Source organism: Streptomyces desertarenae (genome assembly GCF_042681365.1).
Taxonomy (GTDB): domain Bacteria; phylum Actinomycetota; class Actinomycetes; order Streptomycetales; family Streptomycetaceae; genus Streptomyces; species Streptomyces desertarenae.
Genome location: NZ_JBHUFU010000028.1, coordinates 15,211 through 29,849, shown reverse-complemented (window position 1 = coordinate 29,849; position 14,639 = coordinate 15,211). Strand labels below are relative to the sequence as shown.

Here is a 14,639-nt window from a genome sequence, read left to right as displayed (position 1 = left end):
ACGCCGGGCTGGCCGGCGACGCCGACCTGGCGGCCGTCCGCACCGCGCTCTCCCGGCTCGGCTGACCCCCGTCCGGCCGCGCCGCCCGCCCCGGTGCCCGTTCCGCACGGTGCCGGGGCGGGCGGCGCGGCCGTTTTCCGCCCGAGCGTCGCGTGACGGCCGACGTGCCGCCCGTCGCACACGGTAAGCGCTTTCCAAATCAGTGCCGAAAGTTCTGCCGCAACCGTTGACGGGGCCTGGAGGCGGACCTACTTTCTTCCCCACCGCGACTCGTACGCCATACCTGATACGTCATATACGAGACGCCGTGTACGACCGCACCGGTGCGTGCACCGTCCTTCCGCGCGCCCGGCGCGCGTCCCGCACGGTGCCCGCACCCCGTCCTTCCGCGTGCCCGATGCCGGAGCCGACCTGAGAGCCGCCTGCATGAGAGCCCCCCTGACCGGTCCCCCACCGGTACCCGTCCCCTCCAGGACGCAGTACGTCATGGAGCACCTGACCCACGCCATCCTCACCGGCCAGCTGCCGCCCGGGCAGCCGCTGGTGGAGAACGAGCTGGCCGCGCGGTTCGGCGTGTCCAAGACCCCGGTCCGCGAGGCGCTGAAGACCCTCGCGGGCCGCGGGCTGGTGGTGATGAGCGAGTACAAGGGCGCCACCGTGCGCACCGTGGACGCCGCCATGGCCCGCTCCGTCTACGACGTGCGCCTGCTGCTGGAGCCGGAGGCGCTGCGCCGCACCGTCGCCGGCGGTGCGGACCTGGCCGGGGCCCGCGCGGCCCTGGAGCGGGCCGACGCCGCCACCGACCGGGCCGACCGCTCGCTGGCCAACCGGGACTTCCACCGCGCCCTGTACCTGCCGTGCGGCAACCCGCTGCTGGCACGGATGCTCGACGACCTGCGCGACCAGGCCGCACTGGTCTCCACCGTCGCCTGGGAGGCGGTGCCCTCCTGGGAGCACGAGGCCGCCGAGCACCGCGAGATCCTCGCCCGCGCGCTGGACGGCGACGCCGACGGCGCGGCGCGGCTGCTCCACGGACACATCGAGGGGTTCGTGCACCGGGCCTTCCCGGCCGCCGCGGACGCCGTCCCCGAGCCGGCGGGCACCGCCGCCACCACCGGACACACCGCCGCGAAGACCGGCGCCGACCAGGAAGGGCAGGTCCTGCGATGACGGACTTCTCCCGCAGGCGGGCGGCCCTCGCCGACGTCGTGGCCATCCCCGTCACCCCGTTCGACGAGCGGGGCCGGCTGGACGCCGACGCCTACCGGGCCCTCCTCCGCCGGCTGCTGGACGCCGGGATCCGCACCGTCACCCCCAACGGCAACACCAGCGAGTTCTACTCCCTCACCCCCCAGGAGCGGCGGCTGGAGGTCGAGCTGACCGCCGCCGAGGTCGCGGACGCCGGCGGGGAGGCCGAGATCGTCGTCGGCGTCGGCCACGACCCGGCCGGCGCGGCCGACGCCGCCCGGCAGGCGCGCGACGCCGGGGCGGGGATGGTGATGGTCCACCAGCCCGTCAACCCCTACGTCTCCCAGGCCGGCTGGATCGACTACCACCGCGCCGTCGCCGAGGCCGTCCCCGACCTGGGCGTCGTGCCCTACCTGCGCAACCCCCTCATCGACGGCGAGGCGCTGGCCCGGCTCGGCGAGGAGTGCCCCAACGTCATCGGCGTCAAGTACGCCGTCCCCGACGCCGCCCGCTTCGCCGCCGTCGCCCGCGACGCCGGGGCGGACCGCTTCGTGTGGGTGGCCGGACTCGCCGAGCTGTACGCACCCGCCTACTTCGCCTGCGGCGCCACCGGCTTCACCTCCGGCCTGGTCAACGTGGCACCGCAGGTCTCCCTGGAGATGCTCCGCGCCCTGCGCGCCGGCGACTACGCCGCCGCCATGGGGGTGTGGGAGCGGATCCGCGTCTTCGAGGACCTGCGCGCCGAACGGCAGTCGGCCAACAACGTCTCGGTCGTCAAGGAGGCCCTGGCCCACCTCGGGCTGTGCCGCCGCGACGTCCGCCCGCCGAGCCGGGAGCTGCCCGGGGAACTGCGCGAGAAGGTCGCCGCGATCGTCAAGGAATGGGGGCAGTCGTGACGGACACCCGAGGCCGCGGGCCCCGCAGGGCCCCCGAGGAGCTGCGCAGCCACCAGTGGTACGGCACCGACGGACTGCGCTCCTTCAGCCACCGCGCCCGCACCCGCCAGCTCGGCTACCTCCCCGAGGAGCACCTGGGCAAGCCGGTCGTCGCCATCCTCAACACCTGGTCCGACATCAACCCCTGCCACCAGCACCTGCGCGAGCGCGCCGAGGCCGTCAAGCGCGGGGTGTGGCAGGCCGGCGGGTTCCCCCTGGAGTTCCCCGTCTCCACCCTCTCGGAGACCTTCCAGAAGCCGACCCCCATGCTCTACCGCAACCTGCTCTCCCTGGAGACCGAGGAGCTGCTGCGCTCCTACCCGGTCGACGGCGCGGTGCTGATGGGCGGCTGCGACAAGACCACCCCCGCCCTGCTGATGGGCGCGGCCAGCGCCGACCTGCCCACCGTCTTCGTGCCCGCCGGGCCGATGCTGCGCGGCCACTGGCGCGGCGAGACCCTCGGCTCGGGCACCGACATGTGGAAGTACTGGGACGACAAGCGCGCCGGGCTCATCGGCGACTGCGAGATGGCCGAACTGGAGTGCGGCCTGGCCCGCTCGCCCGGCCACTGCATGACCATGGGCACCGCCTCCACCATGACCGGTGCCGCCGAGGTCCTGGGCGTCACCATGCCCGGCGCCTCCTCGATCCCCGCCGTCGACTCCGGCCACTCCCGGATGGCCGCCGCGGCCGGCCGGCGGATCGTGGAGATGGTGTGGGAGGACCGCAGGCTCTCCACCGTCCTGACCCGCGAGGCCTACGAGGACGCCGTCGCCGCCGTCTGCGCGCTGGGCGGCTCGACCAACGCCGTCATCCACCTCATCGCCATGGCGGGCCGCTCCGGGATCGGCCTCACCCTGGACGACTTCGACCGCATCGCCCGCACCACACCGGTGCTGGCCAACCTCCGCCCCGGCGGGAAGTACCTGATGGAGGACTTCCACTACGCCGGAGGGATGCCCGGGTTCCTCTCCCGGCTGCGCGACCACCTCCACCTCGACCGCCCCACCGTCGCCCACGACACGCTGCGCGAGCAGATCGCCGGCGCCCTCGTCCACGACGACGACGTCATCCGCTCCACCGACAACCCCCTGGCCCAGGAGGGCGGCATCGCCGTCCTGCGCGGCAACCTCGCCCCCGACGGCGCCGTCATCAAGCACATCGCCGCCGAGCCGCACCTGCTCAAGCACACCGGCCCCGCGGTCGTCTTCGACGACTACCGCACCCTGCAGGCCACCATCAACGACCCGGCGCTGAACATCACCGCCGAGAGCGTGCTGGTGCTGCGCGGCTCGGGACCGCTGGGCGGGCCGGGCATGCCCGAGTACGGGATGCTGCCCCTGCCCGACCACCTGCTGCGGCAGGGCGTGCGCGACATGGTCCGCCTCTCCGACGCCCGGATGAGCGGCACCAGCTACGGCGCCTGCGTGCTGCACATCGCCCCCGAGTCGCACGTCGGCGGGCCGCTGGCACTGGTGCGGACCGGCGACCTGATCACCCTCGACGTCGCCGCGCGCACCCTGCGCCTGGAGGTCGACGACGCCGAACTGGAACGCCGCCGCGCCGCCTGGCAGCCCCCGCAGGCCCGCTACGGGCGCGGCTACGGGGCCCTGTACGAGGAGCACATCACCCAGGCCGACACCGGCTGCGACTTCGCCTTCCTCGCCCGGCCCGGAGAGGTCCCCGAACCGTACGCGGGATGACCGGGGCGCGCCCGCCGCACCCGGGCCGCCCCGCAGCACCGCACCGCCGTCCACCACCAGCCGAGACCTCGAACGACGTTCGACAGTCATTCGACGACTGAACGACGACAGAACGGAGCACCGGCAATGGCCCTCACCGCCGTGCCGAAGAAGCGCGCCCAGCCGGGCACCCCCAGCAGGCAGGGGAAACCCGGCGGGGCCGGAAAGCGCAGCCTGCCGTACATGCTGATCGCGCCCGCCGCGCTGCTGATGCTGGGCTTCATCGCCTACCCGATGCTCAGCGTCCTGTACTACAGCCTCCAGCACTACAACGTCACCAAGCCCTGGCGGAACGGCTACGCGGGTCTGGACAACTTCCGGGAGATCTTCTTCGAGGACCCCCTGTTCTGGCAGACGCTCGCCTTCAGCGCCAAGTGGGTCGTGGTGGAGGTCTCCCTCCAGCTCGTCTTCGGGCTGGCGCTCGCCCTGATCGTCAACCAGACGTTCCTCGGCCGCGGCATCGCCCGCGCCCTGGTCTTCTCGCCCTGGGCCGTCTCCGGGGTGCTCACCACCACCATCTGGATCCTGCTGTACAACCCCTCCACCGGCCTGAGCCGCTACCTGGCGGACGCCGGCATCGGGGAGTACGGCACCTCGGTCCTGTCCGACACCGGGACCGTCTTCTGGGCCGCCGTCCTGGCCGAACTCTGGCGCGGCGTCCCCTTCTTCGCGATCCTCATCCTCGCCGACCTCCAGTCCGTCTCCAAGGACCTGTACGAGGCGGCCTCGGTGGACGGCGCCAGCCGCTTCCGGCAGTTCTGGCACATCACCCTGCCGCACCTGAAGGACGCGATCATCCTCTCCACGCTGCTGCGCGCGGTGTGGGAGTTCAACAACGTCGACCTGCTCTACACCCTCACCGGCGGCGGCCCGGCGGGCGTGACCACCACGCTTCCGCTCTACGTCGCCAACACCGGGATCGACGGCCACGACTTCGGCTACGCCTCCGCGCTGACCACCGTGGCCTTCGTGATCCTGCTCTTCTGCTCGATCCTCTACCTGCGCCTGAGCAAGTTCGGAGGCGACAAGTGACCGCCGCACTCGCAGAGAAGGGCGCCCACGCGCCCGCACCGGCCGACGGCACCACCCCGCCCCCGGCACGGGGGCCGGCCCGGCGCCGCCGGCTCGACGACGGGCCGCCGCGCTGGCAGCTCTACCTCCCCCTGGGGATCTACCTGCTGTTCACGCTGATCCCCTTCTACTGGATGCTGCTGTTCGCGGTGCGCCCGGCCGGCTCGACCTCGCTGGTGCCCTGGCCGGTCACCACCGAGCACTTCGAGAAGGTGTGGAACGAGCGGAACTTCGGCACCTACTTCCTCAACAGCACCCAGGTCGGCATCGCCTCGATGCTGATGACCATGGTCGTGGCGCTGGCCGGCGGCTACGCCCTGGCCCGCTTCCGGTTCCGGCTGAAGAGCGCCTTCATGCTGGCGCTGCTGTGCTCGCAGTTCATCCCCGGCGCGCTGATGCTCGTCCCGCTCTTCGAGACCTTCCGCAGCCTCCAGCTCATCAACTCCATGTGGAGCGTGATCATCGCGGAGACGGTCTTCCAGCTCCCGCTGTCGATGATCCTCATCAGCGGCTTCATCCGGAACGTCCCCGAGTCGCTGGAGGAGGCCGCCTGGGTGGACGGCTGCTCCCGGATGCGCGCCTTCCTCGCCATCGTGCTGCCGATGCTGCGGCCCGGGCTGATCGCGGTGGGCTCCTTCGCCTTCGTGCACAGCTGGAACCACTTCCTGTTCGCCCTGATGTTCCTCTCCTCCCAGGACAAGCAGACCATCCCGGTGGGCCTCAACACCCTCATCGGCGCCGACAGCGTGGACCTGGGCGCGCTGGCCGCGGGCGGCGTGGTGGCGGCCGTGCCCGTCGTGATCATCTTCGCCTTCATCCAGAAGTGGCTGATCACCGGCTTCAGCGCGGGGGCGGTGAAGGGCTGATGACCTCCTCCGCACCCCGCCCCCTGCCCGTCGTCCTGGCCGGCGCCCGCGGCCACGGCCGCTGGCACCTGGCCAACATCCGCCGCCTCGCCGAGGAGGGCAGGGTCCGCCTGGCGGGCGTCTGCGAACTGGCCCCCCTCACCGACGGGGAGCTGGACGGCCTGGGCGACCCCGAGCAGTCCACCGACCTCGCCGCCCTGCTGGAGCGCACCGGCGCGCGGGTCGCGGTGATCTGCACCCCGATCCACACCCACGCCGACCTGGCGCTCACCGCCGCCGAGCGGGGCGTGCACGTGCTGCTGGAGAAGCCCCCGGCACCCTCGTACGCCGAGTTCGAGCGGATGGCCGACGGGGTGCGGGCCGCCGGGGTCGCCTGCCAGATCGGCTTCCAGTCGCTGGGCTCGCACGCCGTCACCGCCATCCGCGACCTGGTCGCCGACGGTGCGATCGGCACCGTGCGGGGCATCGGCGCGGCCGGGGCCTGGACCCGCGACCGCGCCTACTGGTCCCGCGCCCCCTGGGCCGGGCGGCGCCGCCTGGACGGCCGGGACGTGGTGGACGGCGTCCTGACCAACCCCCTGGCCCACGCGGTGGCCACCGCGCTGCGCATCGACGGCGGCGACCGCGCCGAGGACGTCGCCGGCATCGAGCTGGAGCTGTACCGCGCCAACGACATCGAGTCCGACGACACCTCCTGCGCCCGCATCCGCACCGTGCGCGGCGACGGCACCCGCGGCGAGATCACCGCGGCCGTCACCCTCTGCGCCGAGAGGCCCGGCGAGCCGTACGTCGTCGTCCACGGCACCGAGGGCCGCATCACCTTCTGGTACAAGGAGGACCGGGTGCGGCTGGAGCGCCGCGGACGGGAGCCCGAGACCACCGAGCACGCCCGCACCGACCTGCTGCACAACCTCCTGGACCACCTGGCCGGAGGCACGGAGCTGCTGGTGCCGCCCGAGCGCACCGGCGCCTTCATGCGGCTGGTGGAGGCCGTCCGCACCGCCCCCGAGCCCAGGCCCCTGCCGCCGGACGCCTGGCGCACCGAGCCCGGCGCGGCCGGCGGCTCGGCGCGGCGGGTCGTGCCGGGGATCGACGCGCTGGTCGCCGAGGGGGCCGGACGGCTGGCCCTCTACTCGGAGCTGGCAGCCCTCCCGGAGACGGCCGGGCAGGCCGGCTGGGCCGCGACCGCCGCGACCGCCGGGGAAGGGAGCGGACGATGACCGGACAGCGCACGGGACCCGCCGCGCACGGCACCCGGCCCGCGGGCGCGGACCGGGACGCCGAGGCCGCCGGCGCCGCCGTGCTCACCTGCGGCGGACGCCCCGTGGCCCGCTACGAGCACCGGCCGGACCTGCCGGCCCGCGAGTCCCCCCGCCCCTACCTCCACCCCGTCCGCACCCTGGGCGGCACCCCCGTCACCGAACTGCGGCCCGCCGACCACGTCCACCACCTCGGGGTGAGCGTGGCCGTCCCCGACGTCTCCGGCACCAACTTCTGGGGCGGCCGCACCTTCGTCCGCGGCCGGGGCCCCACCGAGCTGGACAACCACGGCGTCCAGCGCCACCTGCGGTGGTCGCGGCTGGCCGAGGACGGCTTCACCGAGGAGATCGCCTGGCTGCGCGACGGGCGGACGCTGCTGGCCGAGCGCCGCACCGTGGCCGCCCGGGAACTGGACGGGACCTGCTGGGCGCTGGACCTGACCACCGAACTGACCAACACCTGCGACGAGGAGCTGTCGGTGGGCAGCCCGGCCACCAACGGCCGCCCCGGCGCCGGGTACGGCGGCTTCTTCTGGCGGCCGCCGATCGGCCCCCGCCCGCCCGAGGTGTTCACCGCGGACGCCGAGGGCGAGGAGGCGGTGCACGGGTCGGCCGCACCGTGGCTGGCGATGGCGTCCGACGCCTGGACGCTGGTCTTCGCCGGAGGGACCGCGCGGACCCGCCGCGACCCGTGGTTCGTGCGGGCCGCCGAGTACCCGGGGGTGGGCTCCGCCCTGGCCTGGGAGCGCAGGCTGCCGCTGCCGCCCGGGCAGCCGGTCGTCCGGCGCGTGGTCACCGCCGTCGCCGACGGCCGGCTGGACCGGGACGCCGCCGCCCGGACCGCCGGCCGGCTCGCCCGGCTCACCCCGCCCGCACCAGAGGAGGCCCCCGCATGACGGCCCTGCCGAGGACCCGGACGGCCCCGGCGGCCCGGCCCGGGGACCTCGCCCCGACGACCTACCGCAACCCGGTGCTGGACGCCGACTGGTCCGACCCCGACGCCGTCCGCGTCGGCGACGACTACTACCTGACCGCCTCCAGCTTCGGCCGGGCCCCCGGCCTGCCGATCCTGCACTCCCGGGACCTGGTGAACTGGCGGATCATCGGCCACGCCCTGGAGCGGCTGGAGCCGGAGCAGGCGTTCACCGTCCCGCGCCACGACTGCGGGGTGTGGGCGCCGGCCATCCGCCACCACGCGGGCCGGTTCTGGATCTTCTGGGGCGATCCCGACCACGGCATCTACCAGGTCAACGCCGAGGACGTCCGCGGTCCGTGGAGCAGGCCGCACCTGCTGAAGGCGGGCCGTGGGCTGATCGACCCGTGCCCGCTGTGGGACGACGACGGCCGCGCCTGGCTGGTGCACGCCTGGGCGAAGTCCCGCTCGGGGGTCAAGAACCGGCTGACCGGCCACCGGATGAGCCCCGACGGCCGCGAACTCCTCGACGCCGGCCGCACGGTCGTGGACGGCGACGCGCTGCCCGGCTGGTTCACCCTGGAGGGGCCCAAGCTCTACCGGCACGACGGCTGGTACTGGATCCTCGCCCCCGCCGGGGGAGTGGAGACCGGCTGGCAGGGGGCCTTCCGCTCCCGGGACCTCTTCGGCCCCTACGAGGAGCGCGTCGTCCTCGCCCAGGGCCGCACCGACGTCAACGGCCCCCACCAGGGCGCGTGGGTGCGGGCGGCCGACGGCGGCGACTGGTTCCTGCACTTCCAGCAGCGCGGCCCGTACGGGCGGGTGGTGCACCTGCAGCCGATGCGCTGGGACGGCGACGGCTGGCCGGTGATCGGCGACGGCGGCGAACCCGTCGCCGTCCACACCCGGCCGGTGCCGGCGCACCCCGCCGAGCGCCCGGTCTCGCCCGCCACCGACGACGACTTCCCCGGCGGGCGCTTCGGCCTCCAGTGGTCCTGGACCGCCAACCCCGGCCCCGGGTGGACCGTGGCGCACTCCGGCGACGGGCTGCGGCCGGTCTGCCGCCGCAGCCCCGACGTCCACGACCTGCGCAGACTGCCCAACGTCCTGGTCCAGCGGCTGCCGGGCAGGCCGTGCACGGCCGAGGTGGAGCTGCGGCTGGACGGCGCCGAGCCCGGCGCCAGGGCCGGACTGGCCGTCCTGGGCGACGCGTTCGCCTGGATCGGCCTGGAGCGGGACGCCGACGGGGCGGTCCACCTGGTGCACCGCTTCGCCGAGTCCGCCGCCGAGCACGAGCGGGACGCCGCCCACTCCCGGCCCGCGCCGCAGGGACGGGCGCGGCTGCGGGTGGCGGTCCTCCCCGGCGCACGCTGCCACTTCTCGGCGCACCTGCCCGGGGAGACCGGCTTCCGCCCCTCCGGACTGCCCTTCGCCGCCACCCCCTGGCGATGGGTCGGGGCCCAGCTGGGCCTGTTCGCCGCCGCCCCCGAAGGCGGCGGACCGGCCGGAACGGCGGAGTTCACCCGGTTCCGCATCACCTGACCCGCCCGCACTCCCCGACCCCGCACCCCCCGACCGCCCGCCCCCGGCACCGCGCCTCCCGCGCGCCGGGCCCCGCCGCCCGGCGCGCACGGCACGGCACACGACGCACACGGCACGACGCACACCCCCGTACACCCCCGTACACCCCCGCGGAAACGCACGACCGAGAAATGAGCCGACGATGAGCACACACACCAGCCGCAGAACCCGGGTCCGCACCCTGCTGGCCCTGGGCGTCAGCGCGTCCCTCGCCCTCACCGCCACCGCCTGCGGCGGCGGCGCGGGCACCGAGGCCGGCAGCGAGGGCGACGGCAAGGGCGAGATCGTCTTCTGGGACAACAACGGCGGTGTGCGCACCGAGGTCTGGAAGAAGATCATCGCCGAGTTCGAGAAGGAGAACCCGGACATCGACGTCGAGTACGTCGGCATCCCCATCGCCGACGTGCAGTCCAAGTACGACACCGCCATCCAGGGCGGCGGCGACAGCCTGCCGGACGTCGGCATGGTCGGCACCGCCTACCTCGCCAACATGGTCGCCCAGGGCGCGCTGGACCCGGTCACCGACCGGATCGAGGACAGCCCGCTGAAGGGCAAACTCGTCAAGGGCATGGTCGACAGCGTCCGCGCCGCCGGCGGCGAGGAGGAGCTGTTCACCGTCCCCACCTCCGCCAACCAGGGCGTGCTGTGGTACCGCACCAAGCTGTTCGACGAGGCCGGCCTGGAGCCCCCCACCTCCTGGGAGAACTTCTACAAGGCCGCCGAGGAGCTGACCGACAAGGGGAAGAACCGCTTCGGCTTCACCATCCGCGGCGGCGCGGGCTCCATCGCCCAGGCGCTGGAGATGATGTACGCCCAGTCCGGGATCGACAGCTTCTGGGAGGGCGACAAGACCACCGTCAACGCCCCGGAGAACGTCGAGGCGCTGGAGAAGTACGTCGCCCTGTACGACAAGGCCACGCCCAAGGCCGACCTCAACAACGACTTCACCAAGATGGTCGCCACCTTCACCGGCGGCGAGGTCGGCATGCTCCAGCACAACCTGGGCTCCTACACCGACCACGTGAAGGCGTTCGGCGAGGACGGCGTCGACGGGCTGCCGATGCCGCCGTCCTCCGAGGGCGGTCCGCGGACCCTGGTCTCCAACCCGGTCGACGGCCTGGGGCTGTTCAAGTCCAGCAAGAACAAGGCGGCGGCCTGGAAGTTCATCGAGTTCGCCGCCTCGGCCGAGATGAACAGCCTCTGGAACGAGTCGGCCGGAGCCATCCCCGCCCACACCGACGCCGCGGACGACCAGTGGATCACCCAGGCCGAGCCCACCAGGGCGGCCATGGAGTCCCTCGACGACCCGAAGACCACGATCGTCCAGCTGCCGTACTACCTGCCGGACTGGAACGGCATCAGCAAGGCCGACACCGAGCCCAACTTCCAGAAGCTGCTGCTGGGCCAGATGACGGCCAAGGAGTTCGCCGACGACCTGGCGGAGCGGCTCAACGAGGCGCAGGCCGAGTGGAGCGAGCAGAAGAAGGGCTGACGGCCCCGGGCCGGCGCGCCGCGGCGGGCGGACCCGTCCGCCCCGCCGCGGGCCCCGCCCGCACGACCCCGCCCGCACGACCCCGCATCCGACCTTCGAACCCAGGGGGGTATGTCCCCGTGTCCGTATCCCGCCGCCACGCGGCCGCGGCGCTCGCCGCGCTCCCGATCGCCCTCGCCGCCCCGGGCCCCGCATCCGCCGCCGCGGCACCCGGCCGCGGCGGCCCCCGCCACCGGGGCACCGTGTACATCGCCGGCGACTCCACCGCCGCGCCCAAGACGGCCGCGGCCGCCCCGGAGGCCGGCTGGGGCATGGCCCTGCCGGTCTTCCTCGGCCACGGCTGGACGGTCGCCAACCACGCCGTCAACGGCCGCAGCTCCAAGAGCTTCCACGACGAGGGGCGGCTGGCCCCGATCCTGGAGGCGATCGCCCCGGGCGACCTGCTGCTCGTCCAGTTCGGCCACAACGACGAGAAGACCGGCGACCCCGCCCGCGGCACCGACCCCCACACCACCTACCAGGACTACCTGCGCCGCTACCTCGACGGCGCCCGCGAGCGCGGCGCCCGCCCCGTCCTCCTCACCCCCGTCGAGCGGCGCCGCTTCGGCCCGGACGGGCGCGCCAGGCCCACCCACGGGGAGTACCCCGCCGCGATGCGCGCCCTGGCCGCCGCCGAAGGCGTCCCCCTGATCGACCTCCAGGCCGCCAGCCTCGCCGCCTGGGACCGGCTGGGCCCGGAGGGAACCCTGGAGATCTTCCTCCACCTCGCCCCCGGCGAACACCCGGGCCACCCCGACGGCAAGCAGGACAACACGCACTTCCGGCCCCGCGGCGCCATCGAGGTCGCCCGCATGGCCGCCCGCGGACTGAAGGGGCGGGTGCTGCCCCCGAGTGCCGTCCGGCGGCTGGACGACGCCGTCCCGGAGAGCCGGATCACCTGGCCGGCCGCCTGACGCCGGCGCCCGCCACCGTCACCGCCGCCGCCACCACCGCCACCGCAACGACCGAAGGAGCCGCAGTGCAAAGAAAAGTGTGCCAAGCGCGTGTCATGACCATGATCGGCTGTGCCTCGCTCGCCCTGGCCGCCCTCACCGTCCCGGCCCAGGCCGGCCCGCGCCACGGGAACGACCCGGCCCGCGCCGTCCTGCCGGAGAACGACGGCTGGGCCGCGGCCGAGGGCGGCACCACCGGCGGCGCGGCCGCCGACGCCGACCACGTCTTCACCGTCACCGACCGCGCCGAGCTGGTCGCGGCGCTCGGCAACGGCGACGACACCCCGAAGATCATCAAGGTCAAGGGAACGATCCACGGCAACGCCGACGATCAGGGAACCCCGCTGACCTGCGAGGACTACCAGCGCGACGGCTACACCCTGGAGAAGTACCTCCAGGCGTACGACCCCGCCGTCTGGGGCGACGCCGAGCCGTCGGGGCCGCTGGAGGAGGCCCGCGCCGCCTCGGCCGCCGAACAGGACAAGCGGGTCAAGATCCGCGTCGGTTCCAACACGACCATCATCGGCGTGGGCGACGACGCCACCATCCTCGGCGCCAGCCTCCAGATCCGGGGCGCGGAGAACGTCATCGTCCGCAACATCACCTTCGAGGACACCTACGACTGCTTCCCGCAGTGGGATCCCACCGACGGGGAGAACGGCGCCTGGAACTCCGAGTACGACAACGTGGTGGTGTACGGCTCCCGCCACGTCTGGCTGGACCACAACACCTTCACCGACGGCCGCCGCCCCGACAGCGCCCAGCCCCGCTACTTCGGGCAGCTCTTCCAGCAGCACGACGGCCTGCTCGACATCGTCCGCGGCGCCGACCTGGTGACGGTGAGCTGGAACGTCTTCACCGAGCACGACAAGACCGTCCTGCTGGGCAACAGCGACGGCGCCGCCGCCGACGACCGCGGCAAGCTGCGCACCACCTTCCACCACAACCTCTTCGAGGACGTCAACGAGCGCGCCCCGCGCGTCCGCTTCGGCAAGGTGGACGCCTACAACAACCACTTCAGGCAGAACGAGGGCGCCAAGTACGGCTACACCTGGGGCATCGGCAAGGAGGCCGCGCTCGTCGCCGAGCACAACGCCTTCACCCTCCACGAGGGCCTGACCCCGGCCGACACCATCCGCCAGTGGACCCCCGGCACCTCCATGACGGAGCGCAACAACTGGGTCAACCGCCGGCACGTCGACCTGCTGGCCGAGCACAACGCCGCCAACCCCGACCGCCTCCTCGGCGACGACGCGGGCTGGACCCCCGCCCTGCGCACCCGCGTCCACCACCCGCTGGCCGTCCCGTACCTGGTGGACCGCCACGCCGGAGCCGGGAAGATCGCCGTCAAGGACGGAAAGGACCGCAAGTGAGCACCACCCGCCGCGGCGCCCTCCTCGCCGGAGCCGGCGCCGCCCTCTCCCTGGCCCTGGCGGGCCGGGCGCACGCGGGCGCCCCGGACCGGCCCACCGGTCCCGTCCTGAGGGTCGCGCCGGACGGCAGCGGCGACTTCACCACCGTGCAGGCCGCCGTCGACGCCGTCCCCGACCGCCCGGGGACGCCCTGGACCATCGCCCTGGCACCGGGCGTGTACCGGGAGACGGTCCAGATCCCCGAGGCCAAGACCGGGCTGACCCTGCTGGGCGGCACCGGGGACCCGCGCGACACCGTGATCGTGTACGACAACGCCGCGGGCACGCCGAAGCCGGACGGCTCGGGCACCTACGGCACCTCCGGCAGCGCCACGGTCACCGCCCGGCCCGACGGCTTCACCGCCCGGCGGATCACCTTCGCCAACGACTGGCTGCGCGCCGACCACCCGGAGATCACCGGCGGCACCCAGGCCGTGGCGGTCAAGGTGACGGGCGACCGCTCGCTCTTCGACCGCTGCCGGTTCCTCGGCCACCAGGACACCCTGTACGCCGACACGCGGCACGTCTCGCTCACCGCGCGGCAGTTCTTCCACCGCTGCCACGTGGAGGGCGACGTGGACTTCGTCTTCGGGCGGGCCACCGCCGTCCTGCACGGCTGCGAGCTGCGCACCCTGGACCGGGACGTGGACTTCCGGCCGTACGGGTTCGTCTTCGCCCCGTCGACGGCGGCCGGGACCGGGCACGGCTTCCTGGCCCACCGCTGCCGCTTCACCACCACCGCGCCGGCCGGCGCCTACAAGCTGGCCCGGCCGTGGGTGCCCAGCAGCGACCCGACCGCCCGCCCCCGGCTGGTGGTGCGCGACAGCCTGCTGGGGGCAGGGATCGACGCGGCCGAGCCGTACGCGAACATGCGCGAGCACCACCCCTGGCAGGGGTTCTTCTTCCGGGAGTACGCCAACCGCGGGCCCGGTGCGGCCGTCACCGACCCCGCCGCCCGTCCGCAGCTCACCGCGGCCGAGGCGGCCGGGCACACCCCGGCGGTCTACCTCGGCGGCTGGCGTCCGGCCGTGCGCTGACCCTGGCGCGCGGGCGCCGGCGCGCCGCTTCCCGCGCGCCGGCGCCCGCGCCGGGTCCGTGCCCGTCCGGTCCCGCACCGGACGGGCACGCCGCCGTCCGCGCCGCGCTCCTGTCCCCCGCAGGGGGGACGGACTCCGCCATGCCGCCCTG

12 protein-coding genes are annotated in these 14,639 nt (G+C 74.1%); all 12 read left to right on the top strand.

Annotated elements, in window-relative coordinates:
• Window positions 1-426 precede the first annotated feature (426 nt).
• The 12 genes from ACFSJS_RS26910 to ACFSJS_RS26855 all read left to right on the top strand — a co-directional run bounded on the left by ACFSJS_RS26910 (window position 427) and on the right by ACFSJS_RS26855 (window position 14,488).
• Entirely contained in the window at window positions 427-1,170 is a 744-nt protein-coding gene (locus ACFSJS_RS26910) for a GntR family transcriptional regulator (protein ID WP_380904920.1), read from the top strand.
• A complete protein-coding gene (locus ACFSJS_RS26905; protein ID WP_380904918.1) occupies window positions 1,167-2,084 on the top strand; it encodes a dihydrodipicolinate synthase family protein in 918 nt (305 codons plus the stop codon). Before ACFSJS_RS26910 ends, ACFSJS_RS26905 begins: the two co-directional genes overlap by 4 nt.
• Complete coding sequence (gene araD / locus ACFSJS_RS26900) at window positions 2,081-3,826, top strand: L-arabinonate dehydratase (protein WP_380904916.1); 1,746 nt, start codon at window positions 2,081-2,083, stop codon at window positions 3,824-3,826. The genes ACFSJS_RS26905 and araD overlap by 4 nt, the downstream gene beginning before the upstream one ends.
• A 222-nt stretch (window positions 3,827-4,048) precedes the next feature.
• A complete protein-coding gene (locus ACFSJS_RS26895) occupies window positions 4,049-4,897 on the top strand; it encodes a carbohydrate ABC transporter permease (protein ID WP_380904970.1) in 849 nt (282 codons plus the stop codon).
• Entirely contained in the window at window positions 4,894-5,802 is a 909-nt protein-coding gene (locus tag ACFSJS_RS26890) for a carbohydrate ABC transporter permease (protein ID WP_380904914.1), read from the top strand. The genes ACFSJS_RS26895 and ACFSJS_RS26890 overlap by 4 nt, the downstream gene beginning before the upstream one ends.
• Window positions 5,802-7,022, top strand: coding sequence for a Gfo/Idh/MocA family protein (locus ACFSJS_RS26885; protein ID WP_380904912.1), 1,221 nt, complete (start codon window positions 5,802-5,804; stop codon window positions 7,020-7,022). Before ACFSJS_RS26890 ends, ACFSJS_RS26885 begins: the two co-directional genes overlap by 1 nt.
• Complete coding sequence (locus ACFSJS_RS26880; protein ID WP_380904910.1) at window positions 7,019-7,957, top strand: DUF6807 domain-containing protein; 939 nt, start codon at window positions 7,019-7,021, stop codon at window positions 7,955-7,957. Before ACFSJS_RS26885 ends, ACFSJS_RS26880 begins: the two co-directional genes overlap by 4 nt.
• Window positions 7,954-9,516 carry a glycoside hydrolase family 43 protein gene (locus tag ACFSJS_RS26875; protein ID WP_380904908.1) on the top strand — a complete coding sequence of 521 codons (1,563 nt, stop codon included), beginning with the start codon at window positions 7,954-7,956 and terminating at the stop codon, window positions 9,514-9,516. The genes ACFSJS_RS26880 and ACFSJS_RS26875 overlap by 4 nt, the downstream gene beginning before the upstream one ends.
• 181 nt (window positions 9,517-9,697) lie before the next feature.
• Window positions 9,698-11,047 (top strand): ABC transporter substrate-binding protein, encoded by a 1,350-nt coding sequence (locus tag ACFSJS_RS26870; RefSeq protein ID WP_380904906.1) that lies wholly within the window; start codon window positions 9,698-9,700, stop codon window positions 11,045-11,047.
• Between the two features lie 119 nt (window positions 11,048-11,166).
• On the top strand, window positions 11,167-12,000 hold the full coding sequence (locus ACFSJS_RS26865; RefSeq protein ID WP_380904904.1) for a rhamnogalacturonan acetylesterase: 834 nt from the start codon (window positions 11,167-11,169) through the stop codon (window positions 11,998-12,000).
• Between the two features lie 95 nt (window positions 12,001-12,095).
• The gene (locus ACFSJS_RS26860; protein ID WP_380904902.1) at window positions 12,096-13,412 is read left to right on the top strand and encodes a pectate lyase family protein; all 1,317 of its coding nucleotides are present in this window, start codon (window positions 12,096-12,098) and stop codon (window positions 13,410-13,412) included.
• Window positions 13,409-14,488 carry a pectinesterase family protein gene (locus tag ACFSJS_RS26855; RefSeq protein WP_380904900.1) on the top strand — a complete coding sequence of 360 codons (1,080 nt, stop codon included), beginning with the start codon at window positions 13,409-13,411 and terminating at the stop codon, window positions 14,486-14,488. The genes ACFSJS_RS26860 and ACFSJS_RS26855 overlap by 4 nt, the downstream gene beginning before the upstream one ends.
• Window positions 14,489-14,639: the final 151 nt, after the last annotated feature.

Coding starts and splice junctions, on each gene's coding strand:
- ACFSJS_RS26910 (WP_380904920.1), top strand. CDS start 427: ATGAGAGCCCCCCTGACCGGTCCCCCACCGGTACCCGTCCCCTCCAGG.
- ACFSJS_RS26905 (WP_380904918.1), top strand. CDS start 1,167: ATGACGGACTTCTCCCGCAGGCGGGCGGCCCTCGCCGACGTCGTGGCC.
- ACFSJS_RS26895 (WP_380904970.1), top strand. CDS start 4,049: ATGCTGATCGCGCCCGCCGCGCTGCTGATGCTGGGCTTCATCGCCTAC.
- ACFSJS_RS26885 (WP_380904912.1), top strand. CDS start 5,802: ATGACCTCCTCCGCACCCCGCCCCCTGCCCGTCGTCCTGGCCGGCGCC.
- ACFSJS_RS26880 (WP_380904910.1), top strand. CDS start 7,019: ATGACCGGACAGCGCACGGGACCCGCCGCGCACGGCACCCGGCCCGCG.
- ACFSJS_RS26875 (WP_380904908.1), top strand. CDS start 7,954: ATGACGGCCCTGCCGAGGACCCGGACGGCCCCGGCGGCCCGGCCCGGG.
- ACFSJS_RS26870 (WP_380904906.1), top strand. CDS start 9,698: ATGAGCACACACACCAGCCGCAGAACCCGGGTCCGCACCCTGCTGGCC.
- ACFSJS_RS26860 (WP_380904902.1), top strand. CDS start 12,096: ATGACCATGATCGGCTGTGCCTCGCTCGCCCTGGCCGCCCTCACCGTC.